This window comes from Pseudomonas sp. GW821-FHT11G12, from assembly GCF_058808055.1.
This window is the reverse complement of sequence record NZ_JBXARH010000006.1, coordinates 300,888-320,699: the sequence shown is the minus strand read 5'-3', so window position 1 is coordinate 320,699 and position 19,812 is coordinate 300,888. Positions and strand designations below refer to the sequence as shown.

The 19,812-nt window shown below is 60.8% G+C and carries 17 protein-coding genes; 10 read left to right on the top strand and 7 right to left on the bottom strand.

Features of this window, described 5'->3' with window-relative positions; translation table 11 throughout:
* Positions 1-92 precede the first annotated feature (92 nt).
* The 4 genes from AC1RR7_RS19945 to AC1RR7_RS19930 all read left to right on the top strand — a co-directional run bounded on the left by AC1RR7_RS19945 (position 93) and on the right by AC1RR7_RS19930 (position 4,248).
* Positions 93-1,544, top strand: a complete 1,452-nt coding sequence (locus AC1RR7_RS19945; RefSeq protein WP_096819141.1) for a mannose-1-phosphate guanylyltransferase/mannose-6-phosphate isomerase — start codon at positions 93-95, stop codon at positions 1,542-1,544.
* Between the two features lie 136 nt (positions 1,545-1,680).
* Positions 1,681-2,145, top strand: a complete 465-nt coding sequence (locus AC1RR7_RS19940) for a multidrug transporter (protein WP_096819139.1) — start codon at positions 1,681-1,683, stop codon at positions 2,143-2,145.
* Positions 2,146-2,180: 35 nt separating this feature from the next.
* A complete protein-coding gene (locus AC1RR7_RS19935) occupies positions 2,181-3,005 on the top strand; it encodes an SDR family oxidoreductase (protein WP_102619492.1) in 825 nt (274 codons plus the stop codon).
* 241 nt (positions 3,006-3,246) lie between these two features.
* Positions 3,247-4,248, top strand: a complete 1,002-nt coding sequence (locus AC1RR7_RS19930) for an SEL1-like repeat protein (protein ID WP_493158248.1) — start codon at positions 3,247-3,249, stop codon at positions 4,246-4,248.
* Positions 4,249-4,414: 166 nt separating this feature from the next.
* Here AC1RR7_RS19930 and AC1RR7_RS19925 read toward each other — a convergent pair whose 3' ends face one another.
* Complete coding sequence (locus AC1RR7_RS19925; protein WP_493158246.1) at positions 4,415-5,296, bottom strand: LysR family transcriptional regulator; 882 nt, start codon at positions 5,294-5,296, stop codon at positions 4,415-4,417.
* A 109-nt stretch (positions 5,297-5,405) separates the two neighbouring features.
* Here AC1RR7_RS19925 and AC1RR7_RS19920 point away from each other — a divergent pair, with 109 nt between their 5' ends.
* Together AC1RR7_RS19920 and AC1RR7_RS19915 are read left to right on the top strand one after the other, a co-directional pair.
* Positions 5,406-6,776, top strand: a complete 1,371-nt coding sequence (locus tag AC1RR7_RS19920) for an MFS transporter (RefSeq protein WP_493158244.1) — start codon at positions 5,406-5,408, stop codon at positions 6,774-6,776.
* Positions 6,773-7,171 carry a DUF4440 domain-containing protein gene (locus tag AC1RR7_RS19915; protein ID WP_102619488.1) on the top strand — a complete coding sequence of 133 codons (399 nt, stop codon included), beginning with the start codon at positions 6,773-6,775 and terminating at the stop codon, positions 7,169-7,171. The genes AC1RR7_RS19920 and AC1RR7_RS19915 overlap by 4 nt, the downstream gene beginning before the upstream one ends.
* A 45-nt stretch (positions 7,172-7,216) precedes the next feature.
* Here AC1RR7_RS19915 and AC1RR7_RS19910 read toward each other — a convergent pair whose 3' ends face one another.
* From AC1RR7_RS19910 to AC1RR7_RS19895, 4 genes are read right to left on the bottom strand one after another with little or no spacing between them, the layout of a single operon-like run.
* On the bottom strand, positions 7,217-8,080 hold the full coding sequence (locus tag AC1RR7_RS19910) for an efflux RND transporter periplasmic adaptor subunit (protein ID WP_096819130.1): 864 nt from the start codon (positions 8,078-8,080) through the stop codon (positions 7,217-7,219).
* Positions 8,081-8,097: 17 nt separating this feature from the next.
* On the bottom strand, positions 8,098-8,298 hold the full coding sequence (locus AC1RR7_RS19905; RefSeq protein ID WP_003221811.1) for a DUF1656 domain-containing protein: 201 nt from the start codon (positions 8,296-8,298) through the stop codon (positions 8,098-8,100).
* Entirely contained in the window at positions 8,288-10,480 is a 2,193-nt protein-coding gene (locus AC1RR7_RS19900; RefSeq protein WP_096819128.1) for an FUSC family protein, read from the bottom strand. Before AC1RR7_RS19900 ends, AC1RR7_RS19905 begins: the two co-directional genes overlap by 11 nt.
* A 10-nt stretch (positions 10,481-10,490) precedes the next feature.
* On the bottom strand, positions 10,491-12,002 hold the full coding sequence (locus tag AC1RR7_RS19895) for an efflux transporter outer membrane subunit (protein ID WP_192559828.1): 1,512 nt from the start codon (positions 12,000-12,002) through the stop codon (positions 10,491-10,493).
* Between the two features lie 182 nt (positions 12,003-12,184).
* Between AC1RR7_RS19895 and AC1RR7_RS19890 the strand changes: the two genes are divergently transcribed.
* The 3 genes from AC1RR7_RS19890 to AC1RR7_RS19880 all read left to right on the top strand — a co-directional run bounded on the left by AC1RR7_RS19890 (position 12,185) and on the right by AC1RR7_RS19880 (position 15,368).
* The gene (locus AC1RR7_RS19890; protein ID WP_096819124.1) at positions 12,185-13,153 is read left to right on the top strand and encodes a LysR family transcriptional regulator; all 969 of its coding nucleotides are present in this window, start codon (positions 12,185-12,187) and stop codon (positions 13,151-13,153) included.
* Between the two features lie 594 nt (positions 13,154-13,747).
* On the top strand, positions 13,748-14,722 hold the full coding sequence (locus AC1RR7_RS19885; protein ID WP_493158242.1) for a 2-hydroxyacid dehydrogenase: 975 nt from the start codon (positions 13,748-13,750) through the stop codon (positions 14,720-14,722).
* Positions 14,723-14,858: 136 nt separating this feature from the next.
* Entirely contained in the window at positions 14,859-15,368 is a 510-nt protein-coding gene (locus AC1RR7_RS19880) for a DUF2165 family protein (RefSeq protein ID WP_102619484.1), read from the top strand.
* Positions 15,369-15,388: 20 nt separating this feature from the next.
* Here the strand turns inward: AC1RR7_RS19880 and AC1RR7_RS19875 are convergent, their stop codons facing one another.
* Entirely contained in the window at positions 15,389-16,291 is a 903-nt protein-coding gene (locus AC1RR7_RS19875; RefSeq protein ID WP_102619483.1) for a DMT family transporter, read from the bottom strand.
* A gap of 139 nt (positions 16,292-16,430) precedes the next feature.
* Here AC1RR7_RS19875 and AC1RR7_RS19870 point away from each other — a divergent pair, with 139 nt between their 5' ends.
* Entirely contained in the window at positions 16,431-17,306 is an 876-nt protein-coding gene (locus tag AC1RR7_RS19870; RefSeq protein ID WP_102619482.1) for an AraC family transcriptional regulator, read from the top strand.
* Here AC1RR7_RS19870 and AC1RR7_RS19865 read toward each other — a convergent pair whose 3' ends face one another.
* Positions 17,307-19,736 (bottom strand): TonB-dependent siderophore receptor, encoded by a 2,430-nt coding sequence (locus AC1RR7_RS19865; RefSeq protein WP_493158240.1) that lies wholly within the window; start codon positions 19,734-19,736, stop codon positions 17,307-17,309.
* Positions 19,737-19,812: the final 76 nt, after the last annotated feature.

The following is a 19,812-nucleotide window of genomic DNA, read 5'->3' as shown; positions in this document are numbered from 1 at the left end:
GCAGCCGTCGCTGCCCGGCACGGAATAACAACAAGAGTGAAACGACACAACGTTCGTGGCTCTGACCCAATCGATTTTATGGAGTAAACAATATGATTCCGGTGATCTTGTCAGGTGGTAGCGGTTCACGTCTTTGGCCGCTTTCGCGCAAGCAGTTTCCCAAGCAGTTCCTCGCCCTGACCGGCGAACACACGCTGTTCCAGCAAACCCTCGAGCGTCTGGTGTTCGAAGGCATGGACACCCCGATCGTGGTCTGCAACAAGGATCACCGTTTTATCGTCAACGAGCAGTTGGCCAATCGCAAGCTGGAATGCCAGCGCATCCTGATGGAGCCGTTCGGCCGCAACACCGCGCCGGCCGTGGCGCTGACCGCGATGATGCTGGTCAATGAAGGTCGCGACGAACTGATGCTGGTGCTGCCGGCCGACCACGTCCTCGAAGACCAGAAAGCCCTGCAACGCGCGCTGGCCCTGGCCACCGTCGCCGCCGAAAACGGCGAAATGGTTTTGTTCGGCGTACCGGCCACCAAACCGGAAACCGGCTACGGCTACATCAAGTCCACCGGCGATTCGCTGCTGCCCGAGGGCGTGAGCCGTGTCTCGCACTTCGTGGAAAAACCCGACGTCAAACGCGCCACCGAGTACGTCGAGTCCGGTGGTTACTACTGGAACAGCGGCATGTTCCTGTTCCGTGCCAGCCGCTTCCTCGAAGAGCTGAAAAAGCACGATCCGGACATCTACGACACCTGCCTGCTGACCCTCGAGCGCAGCCAGCAGGACGCCGACACCATCACCTTCGACGAAGCCACCTTCGCCTGCTGCCCGGACAACTCCATCGACTATTCCGTGATGGAAAAAACCCAGCGCGCCTGCGTAGTGCCGCTGACTGCCGGCTGGAGCGATGTCGGTTGCTGGTCGTCGCTGTGGGAAGTCAACGAGAAGGACGCCAACGGCAACGTCAGCAAGGGCGATGTAGTGATCCAGGACAGCAAGAACTGCATGATCCACGGCAACGGCAAACTGGTGTCGGTGATCGGTCTGGAAAACATCGTGGTGGTCGAAACCAAAGACGCCATGATGATCGCCCACAAGGACAAGGTTCAGGGCGTCAAGCAGATGGTCAACACCCTCAACGAGCAGGGCCGCAGCGAAACCCAGAACCACTGCGAGGTCTACCGTCCGTGGGGCTCCTACGACTCGGTGGACATGGGTGGGCGCTTCCAGGTCAAGCACATCTCGGTCAAACCGGGCGCATGCCTGTCGCTGCAGATGCACCACCACCGCGCCGAACACTGGATCGTGGTCAGCGGTACCGCCGAAGTGACCTGCGACGAGAACGTGTTCCTGCTCTGCGAAAACCAGTCGACCTACATCCCGATCGCCTCGGTCCATCGCCTGCGCAACCCGGGCAAGATCCCGCTGGAAATCATCGAAGTGCAGTCGGGTTCGTACCTGGGCGAAGACGATATCGAGCGCTTCGAAGATATCTACGGTCGCTCCACCCCGATCGAACGCGGCGTGTCGGTGAAAACCATCGCGCAGTGATCGCTCTGTAATTAAAAGCCCCCGCCCGGCCCGCTGCGTCCCCTATCCGCAGTGGGTTGGGCGGGGGCTTTTTTTTTCGCCAACCTCATCCAGGCTTAGGTAGGATGAACCTTCCCTGCCCACGAGGTTTCGCGACATGTTCATCGGCGTCTTGCTGGTCATCACCTGGCTGATCCTGCTGTTGCGCTACCCGGCCAAGGCCTTGCCGGTGTCCATGGCCGCCGCTGTCGGGCTCGGGCTGGTGGCGATGTGGGTGGTGTGGTTGGACAACCGCGAGATCAAGCAACTGGCGCGGCTTGAGTTGCGTATCACGTATGCGCCTGAACAGTGCCCGGCGGATCGCCCGTTGCAGCTGAAGATGAACAACGGCAACGACGTGCCGCTGACCGAACTGCGCTGGCGCATTGCGGCGTACGCGCCGGGCGACACCGTGAATCTGGCCGACAATCAATACGCCGCCCCACGCTATCGCGGCCCCGGCGAACTGCAGGCCGGCGGCAATTGGGAAGACTGCTTGCCGATGCCGCCGCTACGTCCCGGATATCGCCCGCAAACCCTGGAGTTTCGCGCCGAGCGATTGCAGGGTAGTTTCTCCGACTGATCCCCTCTTCCACTCTTTTGCACAAGGAATGCGCCATGCCCGTTGCGTTGATTACCGGTTGTTCCAGCGGCATCGGCCGCGCCCTCGCCGATGCATTCAAGTCGGCCGGTTTTGAGGTCTGGGCCAGTGCGCGCAGGGCTGAAGATGTCACCGCACTCGCCATCGCCGGATTCACCGCCGTGCAGCTCGACGTCAATGACAACGCAGCGCTGGAACAACTCGCCGAGCGTATCAACCAGCAACATGGCGGCCTCGACGTGCTGATCAACAACGCCGGTTACGGCGCCATGGGCCCGCTGCTCGACGGCGGTGTTCCGGCCATGCAGCGCCAGTTCGAAACCAACGTCTTTTCGATTGTCGGCGTGACCCGCGCGCTGTTCCCGGTGCTGCGCCGGGCGAAAGGCCTGGTGGTGAATGTCGGCAGTGTTTCCGGGGTTCTGGTCACGCCATTTGCCGGCGCCTATTGTGCGTCGAAAGCGGCGGTGCACGCGCTGAGTGATGCGTTGCGCATGGAGCTGGCGCCATTCGGGATTCGCGTGATGGAAGTGCAGCCGGGGGCGATTCAATCGAGCTTCGCCAAGAATGCCGGCCATGAGGCCGAACAACTGATCAACGAACAATCGCCGTGGTTTCCCCTGCGCGAAGGCATTCGAGCACGGGCCAAGGCGTCCCAGGACAAACCCACACCGGCCAGCGAATTTGCCGCCGAGTTGCTCAAGGCTGTGCAACACAGCAAGCCGCCACGACTGATCCGCATCGGCAATGGCAGCCGGGCGTTGCCATTGCTGGCGACCTTGCTGCCGAAAGGGTTGCTGGAGTCGACGTTGATGAAGCGGTTCGGGTTGCGCGGACAACTTTGATTACAAGCGGTGAAATTGCCAATTCGGTCGATCCACGTAGAATGCCCCGCACTTGAAGCGTCCGACGCTTCAAGTGAACCCGCTAGCGCATGGAGTCGCCGGGGCAAGCTTCCAAGCAAGGGATTTGCTGAACTTTTATCTCCCCTCTCTCGATTGTTCCCGCCCGGAGCCATCGCTGCTTTGTTGACCTGCCTGACGCGAGCCCTGCTCACACGCTTCAATTCAGATCAGGAAACACCTTTTGAAAGTCTTCAACGTACTGCCACTGGCACTGTTCACTTTGCTGGCAGGCTGCGCATCTCAAGCCCCTTCTCTAAATGACACGCTGCCCAAACTGACCCTGCAAAGCGTATTGCCGACCGTCACTGCCAACGCGCACTGCAACGCACAAATAGACAGCGACATTATGTATGGCATCGGCTACCAGTTGTACGAGGAAGGAGAGTTCAAGGACGCCAAAACCTGCATGGTCATGGCAGCCCCGAAACACACGCGCGCATTTTGCTACCTGTCGATGATTGCCCGTTATGACGAAACCCTGACCGTCGATCAACGTAACAGCGAAGCCTTCAACTACATGGCTTACGCGGCGCTGCAGAATGACTGGTGCGCGGAATACGGTATGTATGAAAGCTACAAATACGGCAGGGTCGGGGCCAAGCAAGATACTGCACTCGCCACTCGCTGGCTGGAGCGATCCTCGCTGCACGGCTATGCCGAATCCCAGCAGATATTGATCGAGCAATACACACAGCAGGACAACCTGAGCGCCGCCTACGCCTGGACCAGAATCATGGCCAAGGCCGAAGACGCCACGTCTGGCGATGACCTGAAAGCGAAGATGACCGCTGCACAGATCGCTGAGGGCGACAAGCTCTACAGCGAACTCCTCACACAGGTCACCAGCAAGAAAACTTTGCGAGATGAAGCGCGTGAAGAAGATGTCGGCCGTTATTCCGCCGATATCTATCAGCACTATCCGGATACCTTCAAAGGTCTGTCGTCAGCAGAGCGCTACGACTACGTGAAGCAAACCATGCTTACCGCTATCGAGCAGCCGTTCACCAAAAGTCGTGGGGATGTGATGAGCTACATCGTGATCAATCGCGCCGCGCTGCTGAAAAAACCTGATGCGAATATCGCGAATGACCAGCGCATTGTTTCCCTCATGGAAGATGAAGAGTTATCGGTCGACGAAACCATCGAGTCCGGCCTGTTGGTGGTCAGCAAGTTTTACAAATAAAGCGTCACTTGCACTTTGCAATCAAGGGCGCTGAGGTCTCTCGCGAAACAGATTGCGTCGATGCTTTCCATGACGGACCCGCTTACACAGGAATCCTCGCAACGGCAGAGGTTCTCTTTGGGAGCGGGTTTGTCCGCGAAAGGGCCAGAACGGCCAACACAAAATCTCAGCCCCAGCCCTTCATGAAATCAATGAACGCCCGCACCTTCAATGGCAGGTGCCGGGTGTCCGGGTACAGTGCGTACACGCCTTGTTGGGCGAAACGGTAATCCGGCAACAGACGCTGTAATCGCCCGGCGTCGAGGTCTTCCTGAATCAACCATTGCGGCAGAATCGCCACGCCTTGCCCGGTCAACGCAAAGGCACGCAGGGTTGCCGAGTTGTCGGCAACAATGGCTGTGGTTCCCGGTTTCGGCTGGTAGAGATGCTCGGTGCCGGCCGGGTCGGTGACCGTCATTTCCGGCACTCGCCCATGTCCCAGTGTCGGCATCGACTCCAGCACCGCCAAGGTGTTTACCGGAGTAAAACCCTCGACCAGCCCCGGCGCCGCCACGGCAAACACCTCGAACGTCGACAACTGCACCGCGCGCAGATTGGAGTCGTGCATGCGGCCCAGGCGGATCGCCATGTCAAAGCGTTCGGAGATCAGATCGGCATGGGTCGAGGACGTGGACAGGTGGATATTCAGTTGCGGCTGCTGCTGACGAAACACTTCCAGCGCCGGCACCACCTGAGCCAGGGCAAACTCCACGGTCGTGGTGATGCGCAACGTGCCCTTGAGCTGCGAGTGCTCCGAACGTGCTTCCTCGATCGCCAACCGCGCTTCGTCCAGGGTGCGCCGACAGCGTCGGTAAAAACGTTCGCCAGCATCGGTCAAAGCCAATTGCCGGGTGTTGCGAGTGAGCAAGGTGACGCCCAACTCTTCCTCAAGACGTTTGAGGTTGAAGCTCACCACCGCACGCGTCTGTCCCAGCGTATCGGCGGCCGCGGTCAGAGAGCCGGCCTCGACCACAGCTTTGAAAGTATCGAATCGATCCAGACTGACCATATTCGCTGCGCTCACTGTCAAAATAATTTTGACAAACTAGCAGCCAAACCAGCGTATTTCTATCGCCACAAGCGCCCTACCCTGCACGCTTCATCACAGGGAAGCTGCCATGGCCTATCGCTCGAAAGTCGCGCTGGTGTATCTGTTGGGGTTCGCCCTCGACCTGCTGAACATGTTCGCCGCGAGCATCGCCTACCCGGACATCGCCGCACAGTTGCACGCCTCGGTGACGCAACTGGCGTGGATCACCAACGCCTACATGCTCGGACTGACGCTGATCATTCCGATGAGCGTGTGGCTGGCGGCACGGATGGGCGAGCGGCGGTTGATCCTCGGTTCGTTGCTGGTGTTCGGGGTCGCCTCCGGGCTCATCGCTCAGGCGAGTTCGATTGAAAGCCTGATTGGCTGGCGATTGCTGCAAGGACTCGGTGGCGGGTTGCTGCTTCCGGTCGGTCAGGCGCTGGCCTATCGGGAGTTTCCGGCGACACAACGTGCGCACTTCACCGGTGTGGTTCTGCTGGTGGCGCTGATGGTGCCGGCCCTGTCGCCGGCGGCGGGCGGTTTGATCGTAGAAGCGTTGTCGTGGCGCTGGATTTTCTACCTGAACCTGCCGGTGGCGCTTTTTGCTTTCGGTCTGGGCCTGCTCTGTTTGAAAGCGGATCAGCCAACGAGCGAACGTCCGACACTGGACGCACGTGGCCTGCTGCTGGCCGTGTCTGCGCTGAGTCTGTTGTTGATTGCCGTCAGCCTGGCGAGTGAACCCGAAACCCGTCACCTCGCAGGCGGTGTGTTGTTGCTCAGCGCCGTGACCCTGTGGGTCTACCTGCGCGATGGTTGGGGCAAACCGGGTGCCGTCCTGGATCTGCAACTGATCAGAAACCCGTCCCTGCGCCTGGCAATGCTGATCTACCTGTTTGTGCCCGGCATCTTCACCGGCACCAACATGATTGCCGTGTTGTACCTGCATGACCTCGGTTTCGGCGCAGCACACATCGGGGCGCTGATGCTGTCCTGGGCGGCCGCCTCGGGCGTGGCGATCATGCTGGGCAAACGCAGCTTTAACCGGATCGGTCCCAAGCCATTGCTGATCGCCGGCATGCTGTTGCAATGCCTTGGCATCGTCGTGCTGATGCAGCTCGACCAGCCCGCAAGCGTCCCGTTGATCCTCGCTTACGCCTTGATGGGGCTGGGCGGCAGTCTTTGCAGCGTCACAGCGCAGACCCTGGCATTTGTCGGCATCACGCCAGAGAAAATGGGCCACTCCAGCGCCTTGTGGAACATCAACCGGCAACTCGGCTTCTGCCTCGGCGCGGCGTTGCTCAGTTCATTGCTGGGCTCGTTGGGCGCCAACGGTTTCAAATACTGCTTTCTCGCCGCCGCGTTGCTGACGCTGTTGCCGATGGCCGCCGTGCTGCGTTTCGACTCGACAAAAGTACTCGCTCTGCTGAGCTCACCTGCCCTTCAGGAACAATCCACATGACTGACTACACCGACTACTTTGACGAAGTGATCCAGGCTCACGAGGCCATCGAACGATGGTTTGCGGTGGAGGAAGACGAGGCTGCACTGGAGCGATTGCTGACGCGGTTTTCGCCACGGTTTTCCATGGTGACGCCGCTGGGACGCGTGCTGGATTTCGAGGCGTTGCGTGCGCTGTTTCAAATGGCGGGCGGGAAGAAGAGCGGGTTCAGGATCGAGCTCCGCGAGCTTTGTGGGATTGCCCTGCATGAGCGGGGTGCAACGGTGAGTTACCGCGAACAGCAGACTGATGCGAGCGGGTTGCACACGGATCGACGTTCGACTGTGGTGTTTGAAAAAACCGAATCCGGGCGGGTGATCTGGCGGCATCTGCACGAGACGTTTTGCCAAGGCTGACAACGAGCCAATCCGGCGAGGGAGCATCCTCCCTCGCCCCAAGGGTTACTCGACAGCGTCCTGCTTCACCACAACGGTGCAGGTAATCCCCGCCGCCAGCAACACACCCTCCGGCACTTCATCGATGTGAATCCGCACCGGTACCCGTTGCGCCAGACGCACCCAGTTGAAGGTCGGGTTCACATCGGCGATCAGCTCGCGGCTTTCCGGGTTGTCACGGTCGTAGATGCCGCGGGAAATGCTCTCCACGTGGCCCTTGAGGACTTCGCCGCTCATCAGTTGCATGTCGGCTTTGTCACCGACGCGCACGTGGGGCAGCTTGGTTTCTTCGAAGAAGCCGTAGACCCAGAACGAGTTCATGTCGACCACGGCCATTTTCGCTTCGCCGATGCGCGCATAGTCGCCGCGATGCACATTGAGGTTGGTCACGTAGCCGTCCACCGCAGCCCGCACTTCGGTGCGTTTGAGGTTGAGTTCAGCCGCTTCAAGTTGCGCCTGGGCCTGTTGGTAATCGGCCAGTGCCGAGTCGGCGATGTTGCTGGCGTCGTCGCGGTTTTCCTTGGAGATCACCAATGCGTCCATATCAGCGCGGCGATGGGCGTTGACCCTGCGCATCTCCCACGTGGCCTTGCGCGATGCGACCAGCGACTGCGCCTGCTTCACCGCCAGGCGATAGTGCTCGGGGTCGATCTGCATCAGCAGATCACCCTTCTTCACCAATTGGTTGTCGCGCACTGGCACGTCGACCACTTCACCGGTGACGTCGGCAGCGACGTTGATGATATCGGCGCGCACCCGACCGTCGCGGGTCCACGGGGTGTTCATGTAGTGCTCCCACAACGTGCGGCCGATCCACAGCGCCAGGGCCAACACCAGCAGGGTCGCGAGCAGGCTGAAAAACTTTTTCATCGGGACAATTCTCAGACTCAACGGTAAACAGTCAGCGCCATCGCGCCGAACAGACAGGTAAACAGGCTCAGGCGCAGCAGCGCCGGGTGCCAGAAGAAGCGATACAGATCAAACCCCGAGAGGAAACGGTCCAGCGCCCAGGCCAGTGCTGCGGCGACAAAAAACATCAGGGTCATGGTCGGCATGTACACGCCGTGGAAGGCGATTTCACGAGGCATGGGCAAGTCCTTCGGGCTTGGCGATGGCGTAGGCAGCGAGTGGCGATTGCGGGTCGAGCAGCGAGGTGCGGATGAAGTGCAGGTAGCTTTTCACCCGACGCAGTGCCGAGGTATCGAAGTGCGGTGCGAACGGCTCATCGGTGGCGGCGACACGGCTGATCGCGTGATCGACCGCAACCAGTGCGCGTTCCAGATTGCTCGAATTGGGTTGCAGGAACAGCCGCACCAGCGAACGCCCCATGACCCGGATTGCCTGACGCCACGGCTGGGATTCGGCATACGCCGGGTGCACCGGCAGGATCGCCTGTTCCTTGCGCAACTCGATGATCGCGTGGCCGACTTCCAGCACCACGAACATCCAGCGCAGCAGGTTTTTCTGCACCAGTGGCTGACCGGCTGCCAGACCGTAAGCCTGATGCATCAAGTCGCGGGTTCGGCTTTCGAAACTCGACGCCAGGCCCTTGAGTTTGCCGCTGATCGCGTACACCACTTGCCCGCGCAGGTCCTGCTCCAGGCGGCGCCACAACCAGCGGCTGTTCGGCGGCAGAATGATCGCGCCCGCTGCCGCGCAGACCAGCATGCCCATGACCATGGCGATGTAGTCGTTGATGAAGGTGTAGGGGTTGTAGATCGTCAGGTTGTCCGGCACCGAACCGGTGCTGAAAAAGATCAGCAGACCGAGGCCGACACCGGCGTATTGCGGCCGCGACGCGAGGAACGAACCGAGCACGATCACCGGCGCGAGCATCACGCACAGCAGCGGAAAACCGTCGATCCACGGGAAGATGAAAAACATCTCGACGAAGCCGATCAACGCCCCGAGGAACGTGCCGCACGCCATCTGGAACGCCATGCGTTTCGGGTTCGGTGTCGCCGCCGACAAGCCCACGGTGGCAGCGGCAATCAGGGTCATGGTCGCACCGCTCGGCCACGCCGTGGCGACCCAGTAACTGCCGAGCACGACCAGGATGAACGTGGCACGAATCCCCGAAGCCGCCGCCGCCCACCAACTGGTCTGCGGGGTAAACGGCTCGTCCCAGCGCTCGCGTTCGTGACTGTGATCGGCCAGCGAGGCGTGGGTCTGTGCATAACTGTGCAGGTCATCGACGAAGCGATAGAGCAGCTCATACGCGGTGTGGAAATCCAGTTGCTCGGCGTCGCTCGGCTCGCTCTCCTGGAAGATCGCCCGCAGGCTGCGCACCCGCGCCGGCAAGCCTTCCTTGTACGCCGTCAGCGCCAGCACCAGGCGCGCCGCATCCGGGCTGGTCAGGGCGCGGCCGCTGAAGCCGTCGAGCACTTCGGCCAGATCCTGCAGGCCCGGTTTGATCGCCGCTTCCACATGATCGGCACCGTTGCGGCGCAGGCGTTCAAGCAACTGGTGCAAGGCGTTGAAACGGGTGGTGATGCCCATGAACTCGCTGTTCAGGCGACTGAGCCGACCGTTACGTCGACGCATGTGCGGGTCTTCGAACACGGTCACGCTGCGCAGCCCTTCCAGGCCCACCGCTTCGGCGATGAAGCGTACGTTACTGGCCTCGAACGACTCCGGTTTGCTGCGCCCGCGCAGGCCATCAGTGACGAACAGAGCGAACACACCGAAGCGCTGATACAAGGCGTTGCGCATCGCGGCGCTGGCGGTTTGCGGCAGAATCGCGGCGCTGACCAGCGTCGAGCAGAGAATCCCCAGCGAGATTTCCAGCACTCGCCACACCGCCGCCATGAACGCACCGTCAGGATGGGCGAGCGCCGGCAGGCCGACCATCGCGGCGGTGTACCCGGCCAACACAAAACCGTAGGCGCGGAAGTTGCGGCAACGGGCGGCGCCGGCCGAGCAGATGCCGACCCAGATCGCCAGCGAACCGAGGAACAGTTCGGTGTTCTGGGCGAACAGTGAAATCAGCGTGACCATCATCGCCGACCCGGCCAGGGTGCCGAGGAAGCGATAGAAACTCTTGGCGAACACCTGACCGCTCTGCGGCTGCATGACGATGAACACGGTGATCATCGCCGTGCGCGGTTGCGGCAGCTCCAGGCGCATCGCCAGCCACAGAGTCAGGAATGCGGCGATCAACACCTTGAAGATGTAGACCCAGGTCACGCCGTCGCTGCGCGCCCAGTCGAAGAAACCCCGGCGCCATTCCAGGGAGTAGAGCCAGCGCAAAGGTGCGGGCAAGGGAGTCATTGAATCTTGCTCAGTGGTCGAGGGCTTGAAGAAGGGCCGGGGTTTTCGGTGCGGCGGTCTGCTCGGCGGTCGGTACGTCTTTACCCGCGCCAAGACCACCACCCAATGCTGTCACCAGTTCCGCGTGGGCACTCAACCGCGCCGCCTGCACTTGCTGCTGAACCTGTTGCTGTTTGAACAACAAAGTCTGGGCGTTGAGCACGTTGAGGTAATCGGTGAGCCCGCGCTGATAGGCGATCATCGCGATGTCGTAGGTCTTCTGCGCCGTGGCCACCGATTCGGCGGCGAACGTCTGCTGCTTGTCCATCGACTCGCGGCGGATCAACTGGTCGGAGATGTTCTTCAGCGCATTGACCAGGGTCTGGTTGTAATGCGCGATGGCGATGTCATAACCCGCCGAGGCTTCACCCAGTTCAGCGCGCAGTCGCCCGCCGTCGAAAATCGGCAGCGAAATCGCCGGCCCGACGTTGTAGTTGAGCTTCTTGCCGGTCAGGAACTCCAGCGCCCCGCCGCCGGTGGCCATGTAGCCGAGGCTGCCGACCAGATCGACGTTGGGGTAGAACCCGGCATGCGCGACCTCGATCCCGCGCGCCTGCGCCGCCACTTGCCAGCGACTGGCGACCACGTCCGGACGCTGACCGAGCAATTCGGCGGGCAATGCCGACGGCAACTTCAGCGCCGCGCCGAGGGACAGGGTCGGACGCTGCAATTGCGCGCCGGCGCCTGGGCCTTTGCCGGCCAGTGCCGCGATCTGGTTGCGGCTCAGGGCGATTTCTTCGTCCAGCGCATCCAGTTGCCGATGGGTTTCCGGCAGCGGCGTTTCGGCCTGGCTGACTTCGAAGTGCGTGCCGATCCCGCCGTTCAGGCGTTTCTGCGCCAACTCGAGAATCTGCTGTTGCTGCTTGAGCGTCGCCGCGACGATGTCGCGCTGGGCGTAATGCAGCGAGAGCTCGATGTAGGCGCGCACGATGTTGTTCTGCAACTCGAGCTGCGCCTGCCGCGCCTCGGCAGCGCTCATGTGCGCCAGATCGACAGCCCGCTCGGTGCTGTTGCTTTCACGGCCCCAGAGGTCGAGGGCGTAACTGAAACCCAGCGCGGCGTTGTTGTCCCAGGTGGTGCTGTTGGCCAGCTCACCGGGGCCGTAGAACTGGTCGGTCGGCCAGTTGTGGCGCTTGAGGGTCGACTCGCCATTGATCTGCAACGACTCGGCGGCTTCGGCAGCGCCGGCCATCGACCTGGCCTGACGCACTCGCGCGGCGGCCATGGCCAGGGTCGGGCTGCCTTGCACGGCGAGGTCGATCCAGCGATTGAGTTGCGGGTCACCGTAGGCTTGCCACCATTGGGCGGTGGGCCAGTTTGCGTCACGGGCGGCGTGGGCGATGGCTTCGTCGGTGGCCAGTTCATTGGCCTCCAGAGCCTTGCCCTGCGGGGCAATCCCTCCGGTTCCGATGCAGCCGCTGAGACCTAACGTAAAAGCCAGAACACTGAGCGGCAAAAGCGCTCTGTTGATGCGACGCGGCACTGCTGCGAATTCCTGAGGTGGGGGATGTTTCGAGGTGGGCGCAATTCTAGGGGGGCGCCCTTACGGCGATAAGCTGGGATTCCTGTGAATCTTTGTTACCGTTAACGAGATAATCCCTTGGTCGGGGGTCTCAGCCCCTGAAACTTCGTGTCACAATTTGCCATCTCCCTTGAGAGCACCCCATGGACACTTTGCAAAACATGCGCGCCTTCAGTTGTGTGGCCGAAGCGGGCAGCTTCACCGCCGCCGCCGTGCAACTCGACACCACCACCGCCAACGTCTCGCGCGCGGTCTCCAACCTTGAGGCCCATCTGCAAACCCGCCTGCTCAACCGCACGACCCGGCGCATCGCGCTCACAGAAGCCGGTAAACGCTACCTGCTGCGCTGCGAGCAGATCCTCGCCTACGTCGAAGAGGCCGAAGCCGAAGCCAGCGAAGCCCACGCCCGCCCGGCCGGACAACTGAAAGTGCACACCATGACCGGTATCGGCCAGCACTTCGTGATCGACGCCATCGCCCGCTACCGCAAGACCCACCCGGACGTGACCTTCGACCTGACCATGGCCAACCGAGTACCGGACCTGCTCGACGAAGGCTATGACGTGTCCATCGTCCTCGCCCGCGAACTGCCGGATTCGGGTTTCGTCTCGCAACGCCTGGGCATCACCTACAGCATCGTCTGCGCCTCCCCGGCCTACGTGAAAGCCAACGGCTGCGCACAAAAACCCAGCGACCTGCTGAACCACGCCTGCCTGCGCCTGGTGAGCCCGGTGATCCCTCTGGAAAAATGGGCCTTTGACGGCCCGGAAGGCCAGGAAATGGTCACCATCAATAGCTCGCCCTTTCTGGTGAACTCCGCCGACGCGATGAAAACCGCGATCACCAGCGGGATGGGGGTCGGTGTGTTGCCGGTGTATGCCGCGATTGAAGGCTTGCGCAACGGTTCGCTGGTACGGGTAATGCCGAACTACCGCTCGCAGGAACTGAACCTGTATGCGATCTACCCGTCGCGGCAGTACCTGGATGCGAAGATCAAGACCTGGGTCGAGTACCTGCGTGGATCGCTGCCGGAGATTCTGGCGGGGCATCAGGCGGAGTTGGCCGCTTATGAGATGAGCGGGAGTCTGGCGGGGGCGCGGGTGGCGAATTGAGTTGGTCCTCCTGAAAATGGGGTGGTATGGAGAGCGCTACCCCCTCACCCTAGCCCTCTCTCCGGGGGAGAGGGGACTGACCGAGTTGTTTGGGAGAGGTACACCGACGTGAAAGACCGAGTCGAACTCAAGTATTAAAAAAGCACACAATCCGCTTCTGCTTTGGCTTTCCACCACTCAACACAATGAGCGTTAGCTCGAGTACCGCTTTTGACGTGCCGGCCCCATCGGAAGGCTGAGTGGAGGGATTCATCCGGGGGGGGGCGCGCAGCGCCGTGCGGCGAAGCCGCATGCATCGAGAGGAGGTGCAGCGAAGCAAACCGTAGGCGATGCCCCCGGATGAATCCCGGAACGAAGGAACACCGAGCCAAAGCGAGGTGCCGAACGCCGGGGCCAAGCCTTTTGCTTACTTTTCGGCGTTTGGAAAAGTGAGCCGCTGTAAGAGCGGAACCGCCAGCGGCAGCACCCGCAGAAACGGATATTCACACAAAACAACCCAAAACCTGGTCGGCCCAGAGGCCGCCAAGACAACCCCAAACAGAAAATGTTAGCTTGCTTGGCAATCACATCAGCCGCCCAGCCGAGCCCAAGCCAATGAAAAAAACAGTTTTGGCCTTCAGCCGCATCACCCCCCCCATGATCGAACGCCTGCAACAGGACTTCGACGTCATCGTCCCCAACCCGAAAAACGGCGACATCAACGCCCAGTTCAACGAAGCCCTGCCCCACGCCCACGGCCTGATTGGCGTCGGTCGCAAACTCGGCAAGGCCCAACTGGAAAACGCCGCGAAACTTGAAGTGGTCTCCAGCGTCTCCGTCGGCTACGACAACTACGACCTTGCCTACTTCAACGAGCGCGGGATCATGCTCACCAACACCCCGGACGTCCTCACCGAAAGCACCGCTGACCTTGCCTTCGCCCTGATCATGAGCAGTGCCCGCCGCGTCGCCGAACTGGACGCCTGGACCAAGGCCGGCCAATGGCAGGCCAGCGTCGGCGCACCACTGTTCGGGTGCGACGTACACGGCAAGACCCTGGGCATCGTCGGCATGGGCAACATCGGCGCCGCCGTCGCTCGACGTGGACGCTTCGGCTTCAACATGCCGATTATCTACAGCGGCAACAGCCGCAAGACCGAACTGGAACAGGAACTCGGAGCGCAGTTCCGCAGCCTTGACCAACTGCTGGCCGAAGCGGATTTCGTCTGCCTGGTGGTGCCGCTCAGCGACAAGACCCGCCACTTGATCAGCCATCGCGAACTGGCATTGATGAAGCCGGGCGCAATTCTGGTGAACATCTCCCGCGGCCCGGTGGTCGATGAACCGGCACTGATCGAAGCCCTGCAGAACAACCGCATTCGCGGCGCCGGCCTCGACGTCTACGAGAAGGAACCGCTGGCCGAATCGCCGCTGTTCCAGTTGAAAAACGCAGTGACCTTGCCGCACATCGGTTCGGCGACGAATGAAACCCGCGAAGCCATGGCCAACCGCGCACTGGCCAATCTGCGCAGCGCCCTGCTCGGTGAGCGGCCGCAGGACCTGGTCAATCCGCAGGTCTGGCGCGGTTAAAAAAATCGGGCAAGTGTGTATTGCACTTGCCCGATCTTTTATCCGGCACACATAACTTGCAATTGAACTGAATAACGAAACAGACACTGCCGCTATAGACTCTCCAGAAGTTAAAACTTTATGGAGAGCACCCACTTTGAAAAACCTGACCACCGATCAACTTGTCCGCCACAGCAAAGTCATACTCATGGCTTACATCAGCATCTTCGGCCTTTTCGTGATGTACAGCAACTTCACCGACTACCCGTCAAACTATGAATATGTCGGGCACATCCTCAGTATGGACACCACTCAGATCAACGAGAACATACGCTATCGGGCAATTACCTCACCCATGCTGCACCATCGAATTTACTGGCTGATCATTACCCTGGAAGTGATTTATACCGTTTGCTGCCTGCTGGGCACTTATCACCTCTTTCGGAAAATCAACGAATCAGCGGAAGCCTTCCATGAGGCGAAGAAACTTTCGATCATTGGTTTATTGATCGCCATGTTCGTTTATTACGTCGGCCTGCAAACCATCGGTGTTGAATGGTTCGATATGGACACTTCACAAACATGGAATGCCAAGGACTGGGCCCGACACATTGTCGATTTCATATTTCCGTTATTGATATACATCGTTATAAAAGTGGAGCGCTGAACATTCAGCGCTCGTGTGCATCAGGCCAGTTTGCCTTGAGTCGGCAGTATCGGTGCGCGGGGTTTGCGAAACACCAGCACGTTGCCCAGCATGACCAGCACCAACCCCGCCAACGCCGGCGCCGTCCATTGATACCCTTCGGCAAACGCCGAAACGTTCAACGCCACCACCGGGAACAGCACTGTGCAATACGCGGCGCGTTCCGGACCCATGCGACCCACGAGGGTCAGGTACGCGGTGAAACCGATCACCGAACCGGGGATGACCAGGTACAGCAGCGCGCCGATGTAGCGCGACGTCCACTCCATCTCGAACGGAATGCCTTTGACCAGGCACCACACCGACAGCATCGCGGCACCGTAAGCCATGCCCCAGGCATTGGTGGTCAGCGGCTTGAGGCCGGCCTTCTGTTGCAGGCTCGACAACATGTTGCCCGCCGAAAAACACAAGGTGCCGCAGAGTGCCAGGCCAAGACCGAGCAAGGTTTGCGGACTGGCGTGATGCCCGGCCAGCTCCGGCCAGAACAACAGGCCCAGACCGCCCAGCCCCAGCGCCCCGCCCATCAGCACATTGCGCGCGATGCGTTGACCGAAGAACACCCGCGCATTCAGCGCGTTCCACAACGTTGCGGTAGAAAACACCACCGCCACCAGACCGCTGGGAATCCACTGGCTAGCAGTCAGGAAGCACATGAAGTTGACGCAGAACAGACACAAGCCCTGCGCCACACAAATCAAATGACCGCGCCGGTTCATCGGTTGCAGCCGCCGGCTGAGCAGCAACAGCGCGAACAACACCAACGCGGCGAGACCGAAGCGATAGACGATCGACACCGGAATCGCCACCACGCCCAGTTGCCACTTCAGGGCAATCCAGGTGGTGCCCCAGATCAGCACGGTCAACAAATACAACGACAGGTTCATGGCAGACACTCCTCGATTGGGTTTCAGTGTCCGCCCGTCCCCTCTGCCCGCGCTTGCATAAACTTGCGCTTTTGTCGGACCGCAGGCTGGCAGCGCGAAATCTACGGAGTAGGATGCAAGGCGTTGAAGAGAACCGATCATGGCCGCCATCGATACCCTGCAAGTCTTTCAAGCCCTCAACAATTCGCCCAATGCACGCCTTGTGCACAGCGCCGAGTTGGGTGACGGCCTGTCTGCAGCTTTGTGGACCAATCACCACGACGCCCAGGAATACGAAGCGCCAAGCCATCACACCCTCTCCTGCTACATCGCTGGCGGCACCGGCACCTTCCGCCGTGGCGAACCCGGCCACAAGGGCGGCCCGGACAAGCTGTGCATCCTGCCGGCCGACCACGAATCGGGTTGGGTGATCAACGGCGACATTCGCCTCGCTCACCTGTATTTCAGCGCCGAACAATTTGCCCTGGGTTGCGTCACCCTGCTGGATCGCGAGCCCCGGGAAATGCAGCTGCGCGAACAGACTTTTCTGGAAGATCCGCAACAGGCCCGACGGTTTCGCCAGTTACTTACCTTGAACTGGGACGAGCCGGCAGAGCGCTTGCTGACCAGCAGCCTGGCCCACGAATTGATCAGCCATACCTTGCTCAGCCAGGTCGGCGTGCGTCAGGGTTTGCGTCTGAAAGGTGGATTGGCACCGCATCAGCGCCGGCAACTGGTGGAGTTCATCGACAGTCAATTGGCCGAGCCGATCAGCCTCGGGCAACTGGCCGGGTTGTGTGCGTTGTCGGAATACCACTTTGCGCGGATGTTCCGGGTGAGCTTCGGCTTGCCGCCGCATCAGTATGTGCTGGCGCGACGTTTGAGCCGGGCGCGGGAGTTGTTGCGAGGGACGGCGTTGCCGTTGGGGGAGATTGCCCTGGCGTGCGGATTTGCCAGTGCCAGCCACTTCACCAACCGCTTTCGCCAGGTGCTGGGTGGAACGCCCGGCGAGTATCGCCAGGCGTTTTTGCGCTGATCAGAACTCCAGCGTGCTCGACAACGAAATCTGCCGCGAGTCGCCCATCGACACGAAGAACCGGCTCGCCGCCGAGGTGTAGTAAGTGCGGTCGAACAGGTTCTTCACGTTGAGCTGGAACTTGACCTTCTGCCCTTCAACCTTGGTGTCGTAAGTGGCAAACGCATCGGCCACGGTGTAGCTCGGCAGATCGAAATCATTCACCGCGTTACCCGCTCGTTCACCGACATACCGCGCACCGGCACCGACCCGAAGTTGATCGCCGCCGATCACGCTTCCGAAGTCGTAGACCGCCGACAGCGAGCCGGTATTCTTCGCCACGTTTTGCAGCTTGTTGCCTTTGTAGTCCGGATCTTCCGTGACCTCGGCGTCGGTGTAGGCGTAGCTGCCGATCATGCTCCAGCGGTCGCTGAGCTGGCCGGTCAGGTCCACTTCCAGGCCCCGGGAACGCACTTCGCCGGCAGCGCTGTAGATTGTGGTCGGGCCTTCGGCGTTGGCCACCAGCACGTTGCGTTTCTTGATGTCGAACAAGGCGATGTTGCCGGTGACACGCCCCGGAATGTCAAGGCGTGCGCCCAGTTCCCAGGATTTGGCTTCTTCCGGCGCGATGCTACCGTCGAGCACGGTGCTGCTGCCGCTCAGCGGGGCGATGGTCGAGTTCGGTTTGAACGATTCGGTGTAGCTGCCGTAGAACGACAACGCGTCGGTGTAGCGATACACCAGGCCTGCACGCGGCACCCACTTCTGGCCGTTGCTGTCGGTGTTGGCCTTGAATGGCACGCCTTTGCCGGCGTACTGGTCGTATTCCTGGAAGCGCCCGCCGGCCACCAGAATCCACTGATCGTTGAGGTGAATCGAGTCCTGCAGGAACACCGAATCACTGCGCAGCAGATCGGTCTGCGCACTGTCCGCCGGGCTGACAGTGGTGCCGGCGACTTCGCGGCCGTAGACCGGATTGACGTAGCTGAAGGTGCTCAGGCTTTTCTGACGGATCAGGTCGGCGCGGTAGATCTTGCGGTACTCGTCATCGACGCCGAACACCAGGTCATGCTGCATGCCCAGTACGTTGACCTTGCCTTCGAGGCTGGCGGTGGTGAAACGGTCGGTGCTGATTGCGCCTTGGGTGCCGTCCATACTGCGGGTCAACGTGCCTTTCTTGGTGTCGATCGCGGTCACGCGGACCTGGCTGGCGTCGTAGGTTTCGCGGTTCCAGCTGTAGCCGAAATGGGCTTTCCAGTCGTCGTTGAGTTCGTGGTCGGCCTCGAAGTGATAGAGGTCCGAGCGCCCTTCCATGTCGTTGAATTTCTCGTCGAGACGTTCGTTGCGCGAGATGTCCAGCGGATGGTTGGTGCGTGGATCGATCAGCGTGCCACGGTCGAACGGCGTCAGGAATTCCCGATGCTCATAGGCAAACAACAGCTTGGTGCGCTCACCGTACCAGGCCAGCGACGGCGCGATCAGGCTTTCACGGTGGGTACCGAAATTGCGCCAGTAATCTTCGTCTTCGTGATCGAGCACCATGCGATAGGCCAGTCCGGAATCACCCAACGCACCGGTGCTGTCGAACGAGCCACCGCTGCCGTTCTTGCCATCGCCGTAGGTCGAACCGCGCAGGGTCAGGGCGTTGTACTGGGTCAGTTCGGGCTTTTTGCTGACCATGTTGACCACGCCGCCAGGGTCCTGAATCCCGTACAACAGCGAGGCCGGGCCCTTGAGCACTTCGACGCGATCCACGGTCGCGTTCATGCCACGGCCCTGCACCACCGGCATGCCGTCGCGCATGATCGAACCGTTGCGGTTGTCGCCGAAGCCCCGGGTCATCACCGAATCCTGGGTGCTGCCCAGCGTGTTGCCCTGGGTGATACCGCTGACGTTGGCCAGTGCATCATCGAGGTTGCGCGGCGCCTGGTCGCGAATGACCTGGGCCGGGATCACGTTGACGGTCTGCGGAATTTCCTGGAGCGAGGCCGAGGAACGCATCACCGAACTGGTTTCCGGTGGCTGGTAACTCATCGGTTGATCCATAACCGAGGTGATGTTGGTCGCACCGAGGTTCAACGCACCTGCGGTCGGTTGCGGTTCGAGTGCCAGGGTATGGCTGTCGGTGCGGCGGAAGGTCAGGCCGGATCCGGTGAGCAGACGTTGCAACGCCTGTTCCGCGCTCATCTGCCCGTTGACCGCTGGGGCGTTGAGGCCGTACGGCGCTTCAACGGTGTAGACCACGCTCTGGCCGGTCACGCGACTGAAGTCGCTCAAGGCTTGCGGCAGCGGTTTGGCGGCCAGGGAAAAACTGAACTGTTTCTGTGGCTGGCTGCTGTTGCTTTCGGCGGCCTGCGCCACGCTCATCGGCAACAACGCCAACGCCGCAAAACTCAGCGCCGAGGCACCGAACCACTGTTTGACCGAACCCGATTTTGCCCTGGACTTCATTGCTCATGACCTGTGTAGAACCGCAACGGATGCGAATGACTCGCAGTTTCAGTCACTACACGGATGGCGTCGGGAT

Excerpts from the sequence above, each read along its gene's own strand:
- AC1RR7_RS19945 (WP_096819141.1), top strand. The coding sequence starts at position 93 with ATGATTCCGGTGATCTTGTCAGGTGGTAGCGGTTCACGTCTTTGGCCG.
- AC1RR7_RS19940 (WP_096819139.1), top strand. The coding sequence starts at position 1,681 with ATGTTCATCGGCGTCTTGCTGGTCATCACCTGGCTGATCCTGCTGTTG.
- AC1RR7_RS19935 (WP_102619492.1), top strand. The coding sequence starts at position 2,181 with ATGCCCGTTGCGTTGATTACCGGTTGTTCCAGCGGCATCGGCCGCGCC.
- AC1RR7_RS19925 (WP_493158246.1), bottom strand. The coding sequence starts at position 5,296 with ATGGTCAGTCTGGATCGATTCGATACTTTCAAAGCTGTGGTCGAGGCC.
- AC1RR7_RS19920 (WP_493158244.1), top strand. The coding sequence starts at position 5,406 with ATGGCCTATCGCTCGAAAGTCGCGCTGGTGTATCTGTTGGGGTTCGCC.
- AC1RR7_RS19915 (WP_102619488.1), top strand. The coding sequence starts at position 6,773 with ATGACTGACTACACCGACTACTTTGACGAAGTGATCCAGGCTCACGAG.
- AC1RR7_RS19910 (WP_096819130.1), bottom strand. The coding sequence starts at position 8,080 with ATGAAAAAGTTTTTCAGCCTGCTCGCGACCCTGCTGGTGTTGGCCCTG.
- AC1RR7_RS19905 (WP_003221811.1), bottom strand. The coding sequence starts at position 8,298 with ATGCCTCGTGAAATCGCCTTCCACGGCGTGTACATGCCGACCATGACC.
- AC1RR7_RS19900 (WP_096819128.1), bottom strand. The coding sequence starts at position 10,480 with ATGACTCCCTTGCCCGCACCTTTGCGCTGGCTCTACTCCCTGGAATGG.
- AC1RR7_RS19890 (WP_096819124.1), top strand. The coding sequence starts at position 12,185 with ATGGACACTTTGCAAAACATGCGCGCCTTCAGTTGTGTGGCCGAAGCG.
- AC1RR7_RS19885 (WP_493158242.1), top strand. The coding sequence starts at position 13,748 with ATGAAAAAAACAGTTTTGGCCTTCAGCCGCATCACCCCCCCCATGATC.
- AC1RR7_RS19875 (WP_102619483.1), bottom strand. The coding sequence starts at position 16,291 with ATGAACCTGTCGTTGTATTTGTTGACCGTGCTGATCTGGGGCACCACC.
- AC1RR7_RS19870 (WP_102619482.1), top strand. The coding sequence starts at position 16,431 with ATGGCCGCCATCGATACCCTGCAAGTCTTTCAAGCCCTCAACAATTCG.
- AC1RR7_RS19865 (WP_493158240.1), bottom strand. The coding sequence starts at position 19,736 with ATGAAGTCCAGGGCAAAATCGGGTTCGGTCAAACAGTGGTTCGGTGCC.